The following is a 19,420-nucleotide window of genomic DNA, read 5'->3' as shown; positions in this document are numbered from 1 at the left end:
GCATTCATGTTACGAACCTAAAAAGACAACCGTAAGGCACTGATTCAAATTATGCTTCCTGCACTTCCGCTACAGGTTTCCTCTGATCCTGTGGTTATCAAGTTCTTTAACACCCTTAAACAGCTTGGTTTCAAGGGGGATACTGATGCTCGCTATACCACTAGATTGAGCATGGCGACTGACAACAGCGTCTACCAGCAACTTCCGTTGTCGGTCGTCTTTCCTGCCAACCATCATGATGTGGTAATACTTGGCAAGGTCAGTGCACGTGATGAATTTAAACACCTGACCTTTTCGCCCAGAGGAGGCGGAACGGGCACCAACGGACAATCATTGAACTCGGGGATTGTGGTTGACCTGTCTCGCTACATGAATCGAGTGTTAGAGATTAACGAGCAGGAAGGCTGGGTGAGAGTGGAAACAGGGATAGTCAAAGATCAACTCAACGACATCGTTCGCCCTTATGGTTATTTCTTCTCGCCAGATCTGTCGACCAGCAACCGCGCAACATTAGGTGGGATGATTAATACCGATGCATCAGGCCAAGGCTCTTTGCAATATGGTAAAACCTCGGATCATGTGTTGGCGCTCAAAGCCGTATTGGCGGATGGTTCGGTTCTCGATACCGAAGCAATTCAACAAAACAAATGGTTAAATAGTGATGTAGTATCGCGAGCGTTAAAAATTACGGAGGAAGTTTGTCGAGACAAGCGTCAACAGATTCTGGATAAGTTTCCTCCTCTGAACCGATTTCTTACTGGTTATGACCTAAAAAACGCCATCAACGACAAGAGTGAAGCGTTTGACGTCACGAGAATATTATGTGGCTCTGAAGGTACGTTAGCTTTTATCACTGAAGCTAAGCTCAATCTTACGCGAATACCTACCACGCGACTATTAGTGAACGTTAAATACGATAGTTTTGACTCAGCGCTACGAAATGCGTCCTTGATGGTCGAAGCAGAGGCGCTATCGGTTGAGACAGTTGATGCAAAAGTGCTCAATCTTGCAAGAGAAGACATTGTCTGGCACTCGGTAAAACACGCGATCTCAGATGTGCAGGGCAAAGAGATGCAAGGGATTAACTTTGTCGAGTTCGCAGGCAGTCACAACGATGATATTGAGGATAAAGTTGAACGCTTACTTTCAATTCTCGATAAAGAAATGGCTCACCGACGCAGTGGTATCATCGGGTATCAAGTCTGTCGCGAACCCCAAGACATCCAGGCCATTTATGGCATGCGCAAGAAAGCGGTTGGGCTGCTTGGCGCGACCAAAGGTCAGGCAAAGCCCATTGCATTTGCGGAAGATACCTGTGTGCCGCCTGAAAATTTAGCGGACTTTATCGCGGAATTTCGTACGTTGCTAGACCGCAATAACCTGCATTATGGCATGTTTGGGCATGTGGATGCTGGCGTCCTTCACGTGCGTCCAGCGCTCGATATGTGTGACCCTGAGCAAGAAGCGTTGATGCATCAACTGTCCGATGATGTGGTCGCGCTGGTGGCAAAATACAATGGTTTAATGTGGGGAGAGCACGGTAAAGGATATCGCTCAGAATATGGACCTGCCTTCTTTGGTGATGAGCTCTTTATTGAATTAAGGCGTATTAAAGCGGCGTTTGACCCCGACAATAAAATGAACCCGGGCAAGATTTGCACGCCACTGAATAGCGACGCTGAAATGGTAAAAGTCACAGCGACTAAGCGTGGCTACTATGATCGTCAGATCCCCGTAGAAGTCCGAGAGTCGCTTAAGCCCGTGCTGTCTTGCAATGGCAATGGGCTGTGTTTTAATTACGATGCTGATAGCCCAATGTGTCCATCATTTAAAGTAACAGCCGATCGTCGCCACTCTCCGAAAGGGAGGGCAGGGATAATGCGTGAATGGCTGCGTCGTCTTAATGACAGTGGCTTCGATTTGCTCGCTAACGAACAGCAACTTCTCAATCAAACGTTATCGGTTAAGCTTTTGGCTCAGAAGCTGAGTCAACTGATATCTCGCCCCGCATCTGATGACCTATCGCATGAAGTTTATGAGGTGATGAGCGGTTGTCTAGCGTGCAAAGGGTGTGCGAGTCAGTGCCCTATTAAAGTTGATGTGCCTGATTTTAGAGCGCGTTTTTTACACCTCTATCACTCGCGTTATCGCAGACCTCTGCGCGACTATCTGGTGTCAAATATTGAGCAACTGCTGCCGATTATGGCAAAAGCTCCCAAGCTGGTTAATCAAATTGCATCTAGTAGGCCTGTTACGCAAGTATTAGAGACATCCATCGGTTTTGTTGATTCGCCAGTGCTATCGATCCCTACGTTGCAAAGTCGATGTCAGGCACTTGGCGTGAGCCCGTTCGACTTTGCGTATCTAGAATCGCTTTCCCCAGAAGTGAAGCAAAATTACGTCTTGATTGTTCAAGATCCATTTACCAGCTTTTATGAAGCCGAGTTGGTTGCGGACTTTATTCAGTTATTGCAGCGGTTAGGGAAACACCCTGTTGTTCTGCCTTTCAAACCTAATGGGAAAGCTCAACATGTAAAAGGTTTCCTTAAGAAATTCGCCAGAAATGCACAAAACACCTCGGACTTTCTCAACCAAGTTGCTGATCTTGAAATTCCTATGATCGGTATCGATGCAGCCTTAGTGCTTTGTTATCGTGATGAATACCATCAGGTTCTAAAAGAAAAGCGGGGCGAGTTTACAGTTTATACGGCTCATGAATGGCTGGTGGATACACTCAATGAATGGCCAGCTGTACGCGCATCAGATGAAGAGCCTTGGTATTTGATGGCGCATTGCACAGAAAAGACAAAAATACCGCAGACTGAGAAATCTTGGCAGTCTATTTTTCATCACTTTGGCTTAAAGCTGCATGTGATACCTACGGGATGTTGTGGCATGGCAGGGACATTCGGCCATGAAGTGGATAAGAAAAGTACGTCTGAAGCTATTTATCAGCTGAGTTGGGAACCGAATATAAAGAACCTGCCCACTGAGCGTGTGTTAGCCACGGGGTATTCCTGTCGCAGTCAGGTTAAGCGTTTTGAAGGGGAGGTCGTTCGACATCCGGTCCAAGTTTTAGCCAGTTTGTTTAATGCATAAGATGCTTAGGCAATTTAGTATACGAAAACGCTTGCCTTAAGACTTTGCCTGCCTTTAATGTATCCGACCGCAGAACTTCAATCTGCTTAACAACAACACAGGAGAGAATCGGGCTTTCACTTCCGCTCGACAGAAACTCCTTTCAAATTGATACAACAGCGCAGCAAACTTCCCTTGCTGCGATACTGTGTTCCATATTTTGTGAGTATTTATGTTTAACTCAGAACGCAAAGCGACGGTTATTCTGGTTGCGACGACGATGATCGCGGCACTTGGCTGGATATTCTCTAAGGAAACAATACAGGGGTTACCACCTTTTGGCTTTATTGGGGCGCGATTTACTATTGCATCGCTCTGTCTGTTGCCGTTGTGCTATCGACCTTTGCTGAAAGCGAATTTGAGAGATGTGCTTTCTGCTGGTGGTGTCGGGCTCCTGTTAGGCAGTGCCGTTATGACATGGATTTACGCCATCTCCATCAGCGATACGCTCGGAGAAGGCGCATTTATCATGAGTCTCTCCATGCTATTTGTGCCTATTGTTGCGTGGGTTATGTTTCGTCAACGACCACAACGAATTTTCTGGCTTTCTTTGCCTATCGCGGTGTTAGGTCTAGCCTGTCTCTCTTTAGTTGGCGGCTGGAAGCAATCGGCCAGTCAATTTTGGTTTCTTGGGGCGGCACTGGTTTTGGCGCTTCATTTTAATGTGAACAGCAAATACTCTCAAAAACTACCTGTGTTGCTGCTTACTTGCGTGCAGCTTTTTTCTGCTGGTTGTTTAGGTTTGTTGGTTTCTTTCTTTATGGAGTCTTTTCCGGCAGAGGTTGACTCCTCCATTTGGTGGTGGTTCGCGTTGAGCACCTTGCTAGCGACGAGCTTGCGTTACGTAATGCAAACCATGGGGCAAAAATTTGTTCAGGCAGGTAATGCTGCCTTGATCATGATATTAGAGCCAGTTTGGACCGTCATTCTAAGCGTGCTGTGGTATGGCGAAGTGCTAACGGCAAATAAGCTAGTAGGCTGTGTGCTTATCTTATTCTCTCTTATTATTTATCGTACTGGCGGTCGATTTCGTTTGTCTATCCCTAGGTAGCTTCAAGAGGTTTGGGTAGGGAACAATTTAGGAGTGAAGCATGGCCAATACTGAGCATCAGGAATCACTAGACTTTTTAGATATTTTAAGTGTCTGTTTATACCGTTTAGGAATTAGCGTATTTGCCTTTGGACTTATCGCGATGACGATATCGGGTTTGCACCTTATTGAAGGTTCGGCATTTTATGATCGAAATGTGTTGCTGATCATCGCCATTGCGGGTGTATTAACTGCAGCCAATATCCATGTCTACAGTAAAACTGTACGGACTGTCATCAGCTGGTCAACTTGGGTGGGACTGCTCTTCATGGTGAGCGACCCAGACTTATCCCGCGTGTGGCTTTCTCTTGGTTTTGTCTTTGTCACTTTTTCCGGTGTGGCGCTGAAAGAGTCCTTTTGTTTTAAAGTTCCAGGCTTGAAAGCGGTGCCAGTGCTACTTGCCATCGCAACCTTTGCGTTTTGTTTCGAAATACTGACGGTAGCGACTATTGCGACAGGGTTGTCTGGCTTAATTATGGGCTTCCTGTCTATATCAAAGTGGCGGATGCCACTTCATTTTGATATCGGTATCAAAGCAAACTACGAGGTTTAATAAACGTCTTACGTTAGAGATGTCATACGGTTACGCAAAGCTAGCGATACTTTTGACGTGGGTTCTCGATTAAGCTCTTCGCTGATCATCCAGCCAGCTTTTGCTAACAGCTCCAAGTCGATCCCCGTTTCGATCCCTAATCCTTGGCATAAATACAGTACATCCTCCGTCGCGACGTTCCCCGAGGCACCATGAGCGTATGGGCATCCACCCAGCCCAGCTACACTGCTGTCGATGGTATTGATGCCCATACTCAATGCTTGATGAATATTGGCGAGCGCTTGTCCCCATGTATCGTGGAAATGGACAGCAAGCAGGGGGAGAGGTGTAACCAACATGACGGCCTCCAGCATGGCTGCAATTCGATTTGGCGTGCCTGTGCCGATGGTGTCACCTAGAGACACCTCGTAGCACCCTAAATCGATGAGGGATTTGGTCACGCTCGCCACCTGTCTAGGGTCTGTCGGACCGTCGTATGGGCAATCGGCAACGCAGGATAGATAGCCTCGAACAGGGATGCCGTGTTTGGTGGCTAATCGCATTACAGGCTCGAAGCGAGTTAAACTTTCTGCAATCGAGCAATTGATATTGTGTTGGCAGAATCCTTCTGATGATGAAGTGAAAATTGCGACCTGATTGGCACCAGCCTCCAAGGCTTGTTCGAAGCCTTTTAGGTTTGGTGTCAGGGCAGAATAAGTAACATGATTTCGCCTTGTTATTGCTTTCATGACCTCTGTTGAGTCCGCCATTTGTGGCACCCATTTGGGCGAAACAAAAGAGCCCGCCTCAATATGCGTTAGCCCAGTATCAGAGAGTAAGTTGATCAACCGGATTTTAGTCTGGGTCGCAACAGGAGACTCATTTTGCAACCCATCTCGTGGACCTACTTCGACAATATTTACTTTGGAAGGCAGCATTACTTGTCCTGTGATTTGGTTACCCAACTTGGGCTTCGTTTTTCAAGAAACGCTTGCAAGCCATCTTGGCCTTGTGGCGATACCCTAATGTCCGCAATGAGCTTGCTAGTATAGTGAATCAGTTGTTGATCGATGGGGTTTTGATGACATTGGTGACAGAGCGTTTTTGCTTTACGCATCGCATCTGGGCTATTAAGTAGTAACGTCTTGATCACGCTATCGACCGCACTTTCAAGTTGTTTGGCTTCTTTCACTTCATGCACAATACCAAACCGTTCGGCATCCTCGGCTGAAATGACTTCACCACTTAAGATATAGCGTCTAGCTTGTCGATTCCCCATCGCGCGCATGACGTAAGGCGCAATGGTTGCCGGAACTAAACCAAGCTTAACTTCACTTAAGCAAAAGTTAGCACATTGGCTCGCGATGGCGATATCACTGCAACAAATCAATCCCAGCGCGCCGCCGTAAGCGGAGCCTTGTACAACCGCGATGGTGGGTTGAGGGAACGAATCTAGTGTTTCCATGAGTCTTGCCAAGTTTTGGGCATCAACGAAATTATCTTGCCTCGTGCTGTCGGCCATCGACTGCATCCAATTCAGGTCGGCCCCGGATGAAAAGTGCTTGCCGTTACTTTTTAATACCAAGCATCGCACATCCGTTCGTAAAGCGAGATAATCTAGGCGGTGGATCAGCAAGTCGATCGTACAAGCGTCAAAAGCATTGTGCTTGGCTGTTCTGTTTAGAGTGATGGTTGCTACGCCATTGTCATCGACATGCCAAAGAACATCATCTTGCCTTTGGGCGTTGGGAATAATGCTTGGTTGCATTTCCTGCATACTTACTTCCTTAATTTATCTCTGGATATTTACATTCTGAAGACGCCAAACTCGCTATCAGGAATGGGGGCATTTAATGCTGCCGTTAGCGCCTGACTCAACACCTGACGCGTTTGTTTGGGGTCAATAATTCCGTCATCCCATAGCCGAGCGCTCGCAAAATAGGGATGTCCTTGTGTTTCATACAAGTCTATGATCGATTCTCTAAAAGTGTGTTCTTCTTGCTCTGACCACGCTTCTCCCTGGCGTTCCTTCGCGTCTTTTCGAACTTGTGTTAAGACGCCTGCCGCTTGTTCTCCGCCCATCACAGAAATACGAGCGTTCGGCCACATCCACATCATGGTTGGATCATAAGCTCGGCCGCACATGCCATAATTGCCAGCGCCGTACGATCCACCGATGATCACGGTAAACTTTGGTACGTCAGCACAAGCGACGGCCATCACTAGCTTGGCGCCATGTTTTGCGATGCCTTCTTCTTCCACCTTTTTCCCGACCATAAATCCGGTAATGTTTTGGAGAAAGAGAAGCGGTGTTTTCCGTTTGGCGCAAAGTTCAATAAAGTGCGCGCCTTTTTGTGCCGATTCAGAAAACAAGATGCCGTTGTTTGCCACAATACCGATCAAGTGTCCGTGAATGCGAGCAAAGCCACACACTAACGTTCTGCCGTACAAGGCTTTGAATTCGTCAAAATCAGAATCATCGACGATGCGGGCGATGACTTCTCGGACGTCGAATGATAGTCGTAAGTTGGCATTCACGATTCCGTAGATTTCTTCAGCATCGTAGCGGGGAGGTAGCACGGTGTTCTCCGGCTTAATCGGTTTCGCTCTATTGGCATTGGCAATGGCTTCTCGGGCAAGCATTAGGGCATGCTCATCATTTTCAGCGTAATAATCAGCAACACCAGATTTACGACAATGCACGTCTGCACCGCCGAGCTCTTCACCCGTCACGACTTCGCCAGTGGCCGCTTTCACCAGAGGCGGTCCCGCCAAAAATATGGTGCCTTGCTCTTTGACCATAATGGACACATCCGCCATGGCAGGAACATATGCGCCCCCAGCAGTGCAAAGCCCCATCACAACAGCAACCTGAGGGATGCCTTTTGCTGACATCCTCGCTTGGTTAAAGAAAATGCGACCAAAGTGTTCTTTGTCGGGGAAGACGTCGGACTGATGAGGGAGATTTGCGCCACCGGAGTCCACCAAGTATACGCAGGGGAGTTGGCAACGTTGGGCTATCTCTTGCGCTCTAAGGTGTTTTTTTACCGTGAGTGGGTAGTAGGTTCCGCCTTTTACCGAAGCATCGTTGGCGATGACCATACATTGAATCCCCGCTATGAAACCAATGCCGGCGATAACGCCAGCGCAGGGGATGGATTCGTCATACACTTGCCAGGCGGCAAACTGGCTAATTTCAAGAAAATCAGTGTTGTCATCAAGCAAGCGCGCGATGCGTTCTCGTGCGGGGAGTTTTCCTTTTTGCCTCTGGTGCTGAATGGCTTTTTCACCGCCTCCTTGTTTGATGGTCTCGATATGTTGATTCAGTTGAGTGACCAACGTTTCCATCGCAGCTTTATTGGAAAGAAATAACTCGTCAGTTGGCTTAGTTTTACTTTTGATAATGGCCATAATGACTTCCTTGTCGTATGTTCCTTTAGCGAGATTCTTCGAACAGTTCTCGGCCTATTAACATGCGGCGAATCTCTGAGGTACCCGCGCCGATTTCATAAAGCTTTGCATCACGTAGCAAACGACCAGCAGGGTATTCATTGATGTAGCCATTCCCACCGAGCAATTGGATTGCATCGAGTGCCATTTGTGTGGCGAGTTCTGCACTGTATAGAATCGCTCCTGCGGCATCTTTACGCGTTGCGTTACCTCGATCACAAGCCGCTGCGACGGTATATACATACGCTTTTGCTGCACTCATTCGAGAGTACATATCGGCGATCTTGCCCTGAACTAACTGAAACTCGCCAATGGATTTTCCAAACTGCTTTCGTTCATGTACGTACGGGACCACAATGTCCATGCAAGCTTGCATTATCCCGAGTGGTCCGGCAGCGAGGACGACGCGCTCGTAATCTAGTCCACTCATTAACACCTCGACGCCTTGATTCAGCTCGCCAAGAATATTCTCTTTCGGCACTACGCAATGGTTAAATACAAGTTCGCAAGTGTTCGAGCCCCTCATGCCTAGTTTGTCCAGCTTTTGAGCATGGCTGAAACCTTCGACGTTGCGTTCAACAATGAATGCGGTAATACCTCGTGAACCTGCATTGACATCCGTTTTAGCGTAAAGCACCACTATGTCAGCGTCGGGACCGTTGGTGATCCACATTTTGTTGCCATTCAGTACAAAATGGTCACCCTTGTTCTCCGCTTTCAGTTGCATGCTTATCACGTCTGAACCGGCATTGGGCTCGCTCATAGCTAGGGCGCCAACGTGCGTACCATCGATGAGTTTGGGAAGGTATTTCTTGCGTTGAGAAGGCGTGCCATTGCGAAAGATCTGATTGACGCACAGGTTAGAATGAGCGCCGTAGCTTAAAGCGACAGATGCAGAGGCACGGCTGATTTCTTCCATTGCAACAACGTGAGCGAGGTATCCCATGCCTGCACCACCAAATTCTTCATCGACGGTGACACCGAGCAACCCCATATCTCCAAACAAAGGCCACAAATGGTTTGGAAACTGGTTATCGCGGTCTATATCTGCGGCGATGGGAGCAATATGTTCCGTAGAAAAGGCATTAACGTGGTCTCGGAGCATATCGATGGTATCACCAAGTCCGAAATTGAGTGGGGCGTAGGTGCTTTTCATAACGTCTCCCGATATCAGAGGTAAGGTGGAAAAGCCGATTGCAGTGTCGCTATTTGAGTATAGCGGTTATGTCTCTTTGCTTTTGAGTGTTTGAATACAGCGTTCTTTAGCGGCATTCAACTCTGCCATTACGACGCTGATGTCATTGAGTTGCTGTTGTAGGACGGCTTGTTTCTCTTCAATGATATTGAGCATTTTCAATAACTGTCCTTCGGTTTGTTGCATGTCATAGAGCTCGAAAAGTTCACGAATTTCTGCCAGTGAAAAACCGAGCCGTTTCCCTCTTAAAATCAGTTTGAGACGAATTTTATCTCTGCGTTGATAAACGCGCATGTTGCCTTTTCGCTCTGGTTCAATCAGACCTACGTCCTCATAAAACCGGATACTGCGAGTGGTAATATCAAACTCCTTGGCGAGGTCACTGATCTTGTATTTTTCCATAACATACTTACCTCGAATAAAAATCCAGTTTCTGGAAATCGAACCCTCATCGGAAAGGCCGAACGCAAATTTTGAAAGATAAACGCCTACTTGGTGTGTTTTTTCATCTCATTGTAAAGGCTAGTGCTATGCTTACGTAAACGTCAAGAAATCGCAGTATGAAAGTTTGTCAGTGAGAAAGGGCGACAAAGACTGGCGTAGCACTTGGTAAGCAATGCCATGCAAGGGCGTTATCAGTCAGTCTAGTGTTCACATATACCTCAAGGGAATGCGAATCATGGAAAAAGACATCTGGATTGTCAGCGCGAAGAGAACGCCGATCGGGCGCTTTCAAGGAAAGTTGCAAACTTACTCCGCTCCCCAATTAGGCGCACTGGCGATCAAGGCGGCAATGCACGAAGTGAATGTGACATCTGTAGATGAAGTCTTCATGGGATGTGTGCTCCCTGCGGGTTGTGGGCAAGCCCCGGCGAGACAAGCGGCAATTGGTGCGGATTTACCCATGAGTGTAGGGTGCACGACAATCAATAAAGTGTGTGGTTCCGGCATGAAGAGCGTCATGTTGGCGCACGATCTTATCAAAGCTGGAACGATTCGAACGGCCATTGCTGGTGGTATGGAGAGTATGACCAATGCGCCGTATTTATTGAAAGAGGCGAGAAAGGGAATGCGCATGGGCCACCAGTCGACGTATGACCACATGTTTCTCGATGGATTGCAAGATGCGTACGAAGGGCACTTAATGGGTGTTTATGCTCAGCACGTCGCAGACAGGCTTAAGTTCACTAGAGAGCACATGGACGAATGGGCAGTGATGTCGGCAAAACGTGCGTTGGAAGCTCAAGAACGAGGCTTATTTGCCGACGAGCTGTCACCGATTGAATTCAACACCAAGTCTGAACAAGGAACGCTGGATTACGATGAGCACCCGCGCTCGGTTGATCTGGATAAAATCCCTCAACTCAAACCTGCATTCGATAAAAAAGGCACGGTGACCGCTGCTAATTCGAGTGCGATTTCCGATGGCGCTGCAGCGCTTGTTCTAATGGATGAAGAGACTGCGATCCACCAAGGTCTTGAGCCACTCGCCGTTATCAAGTCTCACGCCACACACGCCAGAAAACCTGCTGAATATACTTTGGCTCCCGTTTATGCGATTGAACAGTTGTTGTCTCAATTGGATTGGTCAATTGACGAAGTGGATCTGTGGGAGATAAATGAAGCCTTTGCTGTCGTGACACAAATCGCGGTAGCAGAACTTGGGCTTGATATGAGTAAAGTCAATATTAAAGGCGGAGCGTGTGCACTGGGGCATCCGATAGGCGCAAGTGGCGCACGAATTCTGGTGACATTGATTCATAGTTTGTGTCAGCTACAAGCTTTAGGTACCGACGGTGATCTAGACGCCAAAAAAGTGATGCGAGGCGTTGCGTCACTTTGTATCGGTGGTGGAGAGGCAACGGCGATAGGCATTGAAATACCGCTTTAATTGAAATCAGAAAGGAGTAAATGATGACTCGTTTAGTTCCCTTGTTTATTGGTGGAGAGTTTCGTGAATCTCAAACTTCGGATTGGATCGAGGTGACCAATCCTGCCACTAATGATGTCATTGCGTACGTTCCCTGCTCAACGGACCACGAGATGGAAGCCGCCATTGATAATGCGAAAGAGACATTCCAATCCTGGAAGGAAGTGGCAGTATCCGAGCGTGCCAGAGTCATGCTTCGTTATCAGCACCTTCTCAAAGAACATCATGATGAGCTTGCCACACTGCTTTCTCATGAAACGGGTAAGATTTTAGTGGATGCTAAAGGCGATGTGTGGCGAGGCATAGAGGTGGTTGAACAGGCTGCAAACATTGCCAGCAATATGATGGGCGAAACCGTCGAAAATGTTGCCACGGATATTGATAGTTACTCAATGATTCAGCCCCTAGGTGTGTGTTGCGGCATTACGCCGTTTAACTTTCCTGCCATGATTCCGTTGTGGATGTTCCCAATCGCCATCGCTGCGGGCAATACGTTTGTGCTTAAACCCTCCGAACAAGTGCCGTTGACCTCTATTCGTTTAGCCGAACTATTTGAGCAAGCTGGCGCGCCGAAAGGAGTGTTGCAAATCGTTCACGGTTGCAAAGACCAAGTCGACTTTCTGCTGGCTCATCCTGACATTCGAGCGGTGTCATTTGTTGGCTCGGTTCCTGTTGCCCGTTATATCTACACCACGGGTACGAAACACTTTAAACGCGTTCAAGCTTTTGCTGGTGCTAAAAATCACATGGTGATCATGCCTGATGCGAACAAAGAACAAGTGGTGAATAACCTAGTGGGGTCCTCCGTTGGGGCGGCGGGGCAGCGTTGTATGGCGATTTCTGTTGCGGTATTTGTCGGCGATTCAAAACAATGGATTACAGACCTCAAACAGGCAATGGCGAAAGTACACCCAGGGCCTTGGGACGATGAGCAAGCTGCTTATGGTCCTCTCATCAGTGAGCAAGCTAAACAACGCGTATTGGACTTAATTGAAGATGGCAAACAACAAGGCGCAGTGTGTGAACTGGATGGCAGTCAGTGTGAAGTGGAAGGCTTTCCCGATGGAAACTGGATTGGCCCAACCTTGTTTAGCGGTGTAACAGCGAATATGTCGATTTACACGCAAGAGATATTTGGCCCCGTTTTAGTTTGTATGGAAGTCGAAACGTTGCAAGAGGCCATTGAGTTGGTGAATCGCAACCCTTACGGGAACGGCACTTCCATTTTTACGGCTAATGGCGCTGCTGCAAGAAAATATCAGCATGACATTCAAGTCGGTCAGGTCGGGATCAATGTGCCTATTCCGGTACCTTTGCCATTTTTCTCTTTTACAGGCTGGAGAGGCAGTTTCTATGGCGATTTGCATGCGTATGGTAAACAAGCGGTACGTTTTTATACCGAGACTAAAACGGTGACGGCACGTTGGTTTGATGACGATATTCCAACGGGGCCTAATTTGACCATCCAACTGCGCTGAGTGAATAGAAGGAGCTTTTATGGACTTTGAACTTAATGAAGATCAACGTGCATTTGCCGATACCGCTCAGCAATTTGCCGATGAGCGTTTAGCACCGATGGCGGCGGAGTGGGATGAAAAACAGATCTTCCCCAAAGACGTATTGAGAGAGGCGGGAGAACTGGGGTTTCTCAGTCTCTACACTCCAGAAGCGCAAGGTGGCCTAGGGCTGAGTCGCTTGGATGCTTCAATTATCTTTGAACAACTGGCCATGGGATGTACGTCCACTACGGCGTTTATGACGATTCACAACATGGTCAGTTGGATGATAGCCAGTTTTGCTACCGATGAAGCCAAAACGCAGTTCTGCCCGAAGTTAGTTACGGGGGAATGGTTAGGCTCCTATTGCTTAACCGAGCCCAACGCAGGATCAGACGCCGCTGCACTGACCACTTCCGCTACAAAAAAGGGAGATAAGTATGTCCTCAACGGTGGCAAAACCTTTATCTCTGGCGCAGGAGAGACAGATGTTTTGGTCGTGATGGCGAGAACCGGAGATGCGGGTGCCAAAGGCGTGTCTGCATTTGTTGTTCCAGCTCAAACAGATGGTATCAGCTATGGGCGCAAAGAACCCAAAATGGGTTGGAACAGCCAACCAACACGAGCGGTTACTTTTGAAAATGTCGTTGTTCCAGCTAGCCATTTACTGGGCGAAGAAGGGCACGGTTTTGTCTTTGCGATGAAAGGGCTTGATGGAGGGCGTATAAATATTGCGACCTGCTCCGTCGGTACGGCTCAACAGGCCCTTAATCAGGCGGCACGGTACATTCAAGAACGTAAGCAGTTCGGCAAACCGCTTGCGCAGTTTCAAGCCTTACAATTCAAATTGGCAGACATGGTGACAGAGCTAGTGGCAGCGCGGCAGTTGGTGCGCTATGCCGCCAGTAAACTCGACCGAAATGACCCGGATGCCACGGCTTATTGCGCGATGGCAAAACGGTTCGCAACCGATGTGGGCTTTCAGGTTTGCGACCAAGCGCTGCAGCTTTATGGCGGCTATGGTTATATCAAAGAGTATCCAATGGAGCGTCATTTCAGAGATGTGCGTGTGCATCAAATTCTGGAGGGGACAAACGAAATCATGCGCTTGATCATCGCGCGCCGTTTGCTCTCTGAGGAATCGGCCTTGCTGTAGCGAAATATTGGATTTGCTCATTGAGAAAGGATTCATATATGTCATTAACCCAAGAAGCCATCCAACATACGATCACTAATCACGTTGCGGTGGTGACGATGAACAACCCGCCAGCCAATACGTGGACAGCAGAGAGCCTCAAGGTACTGAAGTCGCTGATACTCACACTTAACAATGATAAGCAGGTCTACGCACTGGTTTTAACTGGCAGTGGAGAAAAGTTTTTCTCTGCTGGTGCGGATCTCAAGCTATTTTCTGATGGTGACAAAGCGGTTGCGTTAGACATGGCGCAATGCTTTGGTGAAGCGTTTGAAACACTCTCGGAATTCCGTGGTGTTTCCATTGCCGCCATTAATGGTTACGCCATGGGCGGAGGTTTAGAAGTGGCATTAGCTTGTGATATTCGAGTAGTTGAAGAGCAAGCGGTACTTGCTTTACCTGAAGCTAAAGTCGGACTTTTGCCCTGCGCTGGCGGTACCCAAAACCTCACAGCGTTAGTAGGGGAAGGCTGGGCAAAGCGCATCATTTTATGTGGAGAGCAAGTCAGCGCTGACAAAGCAAAAGAACTAGGCTTGGCTGAGGAGTTGGTTCCCAAAGGCGAAGCGTTAAGTAAAGCGTTGGAGCTTGCTGAATCTGTTGCGAACCAGTCACCATCTTCTGTCGCCGCATGTAAGGCGCTCATTCAAAATATGCGCTCTGCGCCACTTAAGCACGGCTTAATGAAAGAGCGAGAGTTGTTTCTGAATCTTTTTGATACGGAAGATCAAGTTGAGGGTGTTCGCGCCTTTTTAGAAAAACGCCCACCGCAATGGAAAAACCGATAGGAGGCCACATGGCAGGGATGGTAACCATCAGTGAAATAGAGTGCTTAGATGGCGTGCACCGCATTGGTATCGCAACGTTAGACAACACCGCTTCATTGAATGCATTGACGTATGACATGTTGGTCCAACTCAACGATCAGCTTATCAAGTGGCAAGACGATCCGCATGTGACTTGTGTGGTACTCACTGGCGCTGGAGAAAAAGCATTCTGTGCTGGTGGCGATGTTCGAGCTATGTATCACGTCATGCATAACGAGAGTAAAGAAAAAATCGTAGAGTTCTGTACGGACTATTTCTCATTGGAGTATGAGTGTGACTATCTCATCCACACTTACAACAAACCTATTATCGGTTGGGGAGAAGGTATTGTCATGGGTGGTGGGATGGGGCTTTTTATGGGAACTAGCCACAAAGTTGTGACAACAACATCACGCCTTGCTATGCCAGAAATTAATATTGGACTGTATCCCGATGTGGGAGGTACATGGTTTTTAAGCCAGATAGATCCGCAAGTGGGTTTATTCCTCGGATTGACAGGTTCCATGGTGAATTCAAGTGACGCTGTCACTATTGGTTTGGCCGATTGGTTACTGTTGGAAGAGCAGTATCCCACCTTACTGGATGAGCTAAAGCGGCTCCAGTGGGGCAAAGAAGATGCGAAAGAGTTGGTAACTGCGCTACTACAATTAATGGAAGAACAGGTTATTGATAGCAAACCAACCACGCAAATTTGTCCATACTTAGATCAGATAGAGGAAGCGTGCAAAGGCTTTGATCTTAATGCGATAGCACAGCGAATCATGGCTATCGAAGGGAACAGTCAGTGGATAGAAAACGCGAAACAAACGTTCGCCGCGGGCAGTCCAATCACCGCGCATATTTGCTTCAGACAAGTGAAAGAATACCACAGCTTACCACTTGCAGATTGCTTCCGCTTGGAGCTGAGTTTATCGGTTCGTAGCGCCTTATTAGGTGAGTTTAAAGAGGGCGTCCGTTCTCGGCTTATTGACCGGGATGGCGAACCTAACTGGATGTTTAACAGTGTCAGTGAAGTCGATGAAGATGTCATCGATACCTTGTTTACCTCACTTTGGCCGGATGACGAACATCCGCTTGCTGATTTGGGTGAACAAACACTAGGTCAATAAGGAGAATGATCATGAGTACCATCGCATTTATCGGTTTAGGAAGAATGGGGCATCCGATGGCGCAAAACTTATTAGCGTCTGGATTTAACGTGCAAGTATTCGATGTCGATAGCGAAGCGGCAAAGCAACTTGCACCTTTTGGTGCGGTGGTGGCGAGCTCTATCGAGGAAGTCGTGGATGGCGCAAGCACAGTCATCACGATGCTACCAGCAGGTTCTCACGTTCGTTCCGTGTATCTTGGCGACTTACACGGCGGTGTAGGTGTCCTCAATCTTGTCTCGCCAAGTACCTTGATGATTGATTGTTCAACCATTGATCCGGACTCTGCGCGATTAGTCGCCAATGAAGCGGCAAATAAACGCGTGTTGTTTGTCGACGCGCCCGTTTCGGGTGGCGTTGCCGGCGCTAAAGCGGCGACATTAACCTTTATTGTTGGTGGCTCGGATGAAGCATTTTCTAAAGCCAATGCCATTTTGCAGTACATGGGAAAAAATGTTTTCCATGCCGGTAAAGCGGGCGATGGTCAAATGGCAAAAATTTGTAATAACCTTATGCTCGGCATTTTAATGTCTGGTACGTGCGAGGCGCTAAATCTAGGTATCGATCATGGGCTCGATCCCAAAGTGTTATCAAACATCATGCTGCAAAGCTCTGGCCGAAATTGGGCATTGGAGCTTTACAATCCTTGCCCAGGAGTGATGGACAGTGCGCCAGCCAGCAACGATTACCAACCGGGCTTTATGAGCAAACTCATGTTGAAAGATCTCGGTTTGGGGTTAGATGCGGCGTTACAAACACACTCTTCGGTTCCGATGGGCTCACTGGCGCGTAATTTATATTCTTTCCACAACGCGAGCGGCCACGGCGAGCTCGATTTTTCAAGCTTGTTTGAGTTTTACAAGAGTAAGAAAGGCTAGACTGAGTTTTGCTACAAAGCCGTCTGAAATGGTGAAGTAAAACTCATCATTTCGGACCACCTAAACAGGCTTGAAATAGGGAACATTATTAGCGACGGAGTGCAGTAACTATGGATATTAAAAATAGTGTCATTGCCATTACAGGTGCAGGGCAGGGACTTGGGCAAATGATGGCAATTACGCTTGCTCAAGCCGGAGCAGATTTAGCGTTATTAGATGTAAACGCTAGCGGCTTAATGGAAACACAAGAGCAGTGCCGAATGCTGAGTGCGAAAGCTTTGACTTATCAAGTGGATGTAACGAGCGAAATCGACGTTGAAAACACGTTTGACGCGGTTATCCAAGATTTTGGCCAACTCAATGGGCTAGTCAATAACGCTGGCGTGCTAAGAGATGGGCTACTTGTAAAATCAAAAGACGGTGTGATCAGTAAGATGTCTTTGGATCAATTCAATTTGGTCATGAACGTCAACGTTACGGGGACATTTTTGTGTGGGCGTGAAGCTGCCGTCAAGATGATTGAGAGCGGCTCACAAGGCGTTATCATCAATATTTCTAGTGTCGCGAGAGCAGGGAATATCGGTCAAACCAATTATTCTGCATCTAAAGCGGCGGTCGCAACCATGGCGACAACGTGGGCCCGTGAGTTAGCAAGATACGGTATCCGCGCGGCGGCGATTGCACCAGGTGTGGTAAATACCGCGATGGCAGAGCAAATGAAACCAGAAGCCATAGAACGACTAGAAAAGATGATCCCAATTGGAAGGATGGGTGAAACAAGTGAAATCGCGCATGCAGTAAAATACATTCTTGAGAGTGATTACTTTACTGGCAGAGTTTTAGAAGTGGATGGAGGCATTCGTATGTAAAGCCCTAGGGTTAGGCCCCACAGACCGGAATGACAAGCTTCTTTCCCTTTCAACATTTCCTATTTTTCCGAGAGCCAGTTCTGGGCAACGTAAGTGTGTTTATTACTCATGTTTGGATTCGCCCTGTGAATGGTTTACCAAAAGTAAATAATGAGAAGTAAATACCACTCAAATACTAAGTGAAATCATTAATTTGACATTGATCACAATTTTCCACTTTTAATTTCCCCTTCGTAATCAAGCTATCTATGTAAATGCAGTTGATAGTCAGTCTCATCAAAATGAATTTGCAACTGTCTGTTTCAAAAGACATTAACTGTGAAGCACGTGAAATTCGTGTTGAGGTTAATCTCCTATTTTAAGTGTGTGGGTTTCATTAATGGAAGGTTAGTTTCCAGTTGTGGCTAATGAGCTTTAACTTTTTACTCCTCATAATGCGCCAAATGTAACATTGTGTTTCAAAGTGTAACAATAAACTCACACTAATAGTGTGGTTTTGATCTCCACTCAATTCCGTTTTGTTTCGCTCTGATCCCGACGTTACTCATGCTCAACACATAAACATTCTAATGACTATAACAACTGGTTCTTAGCTTGATACCAATCGTAGCAAGTAATTGTTCATTCTAGCGGGTTAAGATGCTTGATAACGGCGCTGAAAAATTTGTGAGTAGAATAACTACTTATCAAAATTTTTGCCTTTTTATCAAACATTTCCCCTGCGCTGTTTCTGAGCTCTTATTTACTGTGATTGGCATTTGTTTTGAAACCAGACAACCATCGAGAAAGTTAATGGAAGCCTCAAGATATAAACGCATCTTGTCGAGGGGAAGTTTGGCGTCCGTCATACTTATGCTCTCAGGATGTAATTCAGCTTTACTTGACCCCAAAGGTGCCATTGGTGTGCAGGAAAAAGAGCTAATTATTACTGCTCTTTTGCTGATGTTGATCGTTGTAATCCCTGTGATTTTAATGACGATTTACTTCGCTTACCGATACCGCGCCTCTAACACTGAAGAAGAGTACGCACCCGAGTGGTCACACTCGACCAAAATCGAAGTGGTGGTATGGACAATTCCAATCATCATCATTGCGATTCTTGCGACGATCACATGGCGTTCGACTCATGAACTAGAGCCATCCAAACCTTTGGAAAGTGATGTTAAACCAATGACCATCGAAGTGGTGTCACTCGATTGGAAATGGTTGTTCATTTATCCAGAAGAAAACATTGCGACGGTGAACTATGTGGCGTTCCCGAAAGATGTGCCAGTGCAGTTCAAACTGACTTCGGACAACATCATGAACGCGTTTTTCATCCCTCGCTTAGGTACACAGATCTACGCGATGCCAGGAATGGTTACCAAGCTCAACCTGATAGCGAACCACGAAGGTGACTACAAGGGTTTTGCATCGAACTACAGCGGCGAAGGCTTTTCGCAAATGAAGTTCACAGCCTCTGCAATGTCTGATCGTGCTGCGTTCCTAAATTGGGTGCAGAAAGTGAAGGCGAGCCCTGATCGTATTGAAGATTGGGAGCAATACAGCTCACTGGCAGCGCCAAGTATCGCAGAGCCAGTCACTTTGTTCTCTAGCGTTCCTCCGTTCTTGTTCACCGACGTTGTGACTCAGCATCCTGGTTCAATGAACTGTTTGCCTGAAAACCAAGGATAAT

16 protein-coding genes are annotated in these 19,420 nt (G+C 47.2%); 11 read left to right on the top strand and 5 right to left on the bottom strand.

From position 1 onward, the window contains the following. Positions 1-51: 51 nt before the first annotated feature. The 3 genes from CBX98_RS09515 (at position 52) to CBX98_RS09505 (ending at position 4,781) form a co-directional block, all read left to right on the top strand. Positions 52-3,099: an FAD-binding and (Fe-S)-binding domain-containing protein gene (locus tag CBX98_RS09515; protein WP_109169072.1), complete on the top strand. Its 3,048-nt coding sequence runs from the start codon at positions 52-54 to the stop codon at positions 3,097-3,099. Between the two features lie 211 nt (positions 3,100-3,310). Beyond that, positions 3,311-4,189: a DMT family transporter gene (locus CBX98_RS09510; protein WP_048625206.1), complete on the top strand. Its 879-nt coding sequence runs from the start codon at positions 3,311-3,313 to the stop codon at positions 4,187-4,189. 40 nt (positions 4,190-4,229) lie between these two features. Next, a complete protein-coding gene (locus tag CBX98_RS09505; RefSeq protein WP_109169071.1) occupies positions 4,230-4,781 on the top strand; it encodes a DUF2301 domain-containing membrane protein in 552 nt (183 codons plus the stop codon). 8 nt (positions 4,782-4,789) lie between these two features. Here the strand turns inward: CBX98_RS09505 and CBX98_RS09500 are convergent, their stop codons facing one another. The 5 genes from CBX98_RS09500 to CBX98_RS09480 form a co-directional block, all read right to left on the bottom strand. Beyond that, positions 4,790-5,698 carry a hydroxymethylglutaryl-CoA lyase gene (locus CBX98_RS09500; protein ID WP_104970104.1) on the bottom strand — a complete coding sequence of 303 codons (909 nt, stop codon included), beginning with the start codon at positions 5,696-5,698 and terminating at the stop codon, positions 4,790-4,792. Further along, complete coding sequence (locus CBX98_RS09495) at positions 5,698-6,537, bottom strand: enoyl-CoA hydratase-related protein (RefSeq protein WP_005390997.1); 840 nt, start codon at positions 6,535-6,537, stop codon at positions 5,698-5,700. Before CBX98_RS09495 ends, CBX98_RS09500 begins: the two co-directional genes overlap by 1 nt. A gap of 29 nt (positions 6,538-6,566) precedes the next feature. Continuing rightward, positions 6,567-8,171 carry a carboxyl transferase domain-containing protein gene (locus tag CBX98_RS09490; protein ID WP_109169070.1) on the bottom strand — a complete coding sequence of 535 codons (1,605 nt, stop codon included), beginning with the start codon at positions 8,169-8,171 and terminating at the stop codon, positions 6,567-6,569. Between the two features lie 25 nt (positions 8,172-8,196). Continuing rightward, on the bottom strand, positions 8,197-9,366 hold the full coding sequence (locus tag CBX98_RS09485) for an isovaleryl-CoA dehydrogenase (RefSeq protein ID WP_109169069.1): 1,170 nt from the start codon (positions 9,364-9,366) through the stop codon (positions 8,197-8,199). 66 nt (positions 9,367-9,432) lie between these two features. Continuing rightward, a complete protein-coding gene (locus CBX98_RS09480; RefSeq protein ID WP_012842485.1) occupies positions 9,433-9,807 on the bottom strand; it encodes a MerR family DNA-binding transcriptional regulator in 375 nt (124 codons plus the stop codon). A 277-nt stretch (positions 9,808-10,084) separates the two neighbouring features. Between CBX98_RS09480 and CBX98_RS09475 the strand changes: the two genes are divergently transcribed. From CBX98_RS09475 to cyoA, 8 genes are all read left to right on the top strand, one after another. Beyond that, positions 10,085-11,296, top strand: coding sequence for a thiolase family protein (locus tag CBX98_RS09475; RefSeq protein WP_109169068.1), 1,212 nt, complete (start codon positions 10,085-10,087; stop codon positions 11,294-11,296). Positions 11,297-11,319: 23 nt separating this feature from the next. Next, positions 11,320-12,813, top strand: coding sequence for a CoA-acylating methylmalonate-semialdehyde dehydrogenase (locus CBX98_RS09470; protein WP_109169067.1), 1,494 nt, complete (start codon positions 11,320-11,322; stop codon positions 12,811-12,813). A gap of 19 nt (positions 12,814-12,832) precedes the next feature. Then, positions 12,833-13,987: an acyl-CoA dehydrogenase family protein gene (locus CBX98_RS09465; RefSeq protein ID WP_109169066.1), complete on the top strand. Its 1,155-nt coding sequence runs from the start codon at positions 12,833-12,835 to the stop codon at positions 13,985-13,987. Positions 13,988-14,025: 38 nt separating this feature from the next. Then, on the top strand, positions 14,026-14,811 hold the full coding sequence (locus CBX98_RS09460) for an enoyl-CoA hydratase (protein WP_109169065.1): 786 nt from the start codon (positions 14,026-14,028) through the stop codon (positions 14,809-14,811). Positions 14,812-14,819: 8 nt separating this feature from the next. Further along, a complete protein-coding gene (locus CBX98_RS09455; protein ID WP_048625200.1) occupies positions 14,820-15,959 on the top strand; it encodes an enoyl-CoA hydratase/isomerase family protein in 1,140 nt (379 codons plus the stop codon). Between the two features lie 11 nt (positions 15,960-15,970). Next, positions 15,971-16,876, top strand: a complete 906-nt coding sequence (gene mmsB / locus CBX98_RS09450) for a 3-hydroxyisobutyrate dehydrogenase (RefSeq protein ID WP_005390978.1) — start codon at positions 15,971-15,973, stop codon at positions 16,874-16,876. 110 nt (positions 16,877-16,986) lie between these two features. Then, positions 16,987-17,745 (top strand): SDR family oxidoreductase, encoded by a 759-nt coding sequence (locus tag CBX98_RS09445; RefSeq protein WP_109169064.1) that lies wholly within the window; start codon positions 16,987-16,989, stop codon positions 17,743-17,745. Positions 17,746-18,537: 792 nt separating this feature from the next. After that, positions 18,538-19,419: a ubiquinol oxidase subunit II gene (gene cyoA, locus CBX98_RS09440; RefSeq protein WP_005388604.1), complete on the top strand. Its 882-nt coding sequence runs from the start codon at positions 18,538-18,540 to the stop codon at positions 19,417-19,419. Position 19,420 lies beyond the last annotated feature (1 nt).

Source organism: Vibrio sp. T9 (assembly GCF_003123985.1).
Classification (GTDB): Bacteria; Pseudomonadota; Gammaproteobacteria; order Enterobacterales; family Vibrionaceae; genus Vibrio; species Vibrio diabolicus.
The sequence above is the reverse complement of the archived record's forward strand: the minus strand, read 5'-3'. Positions and strand labels throughout refer to the sequence as shown.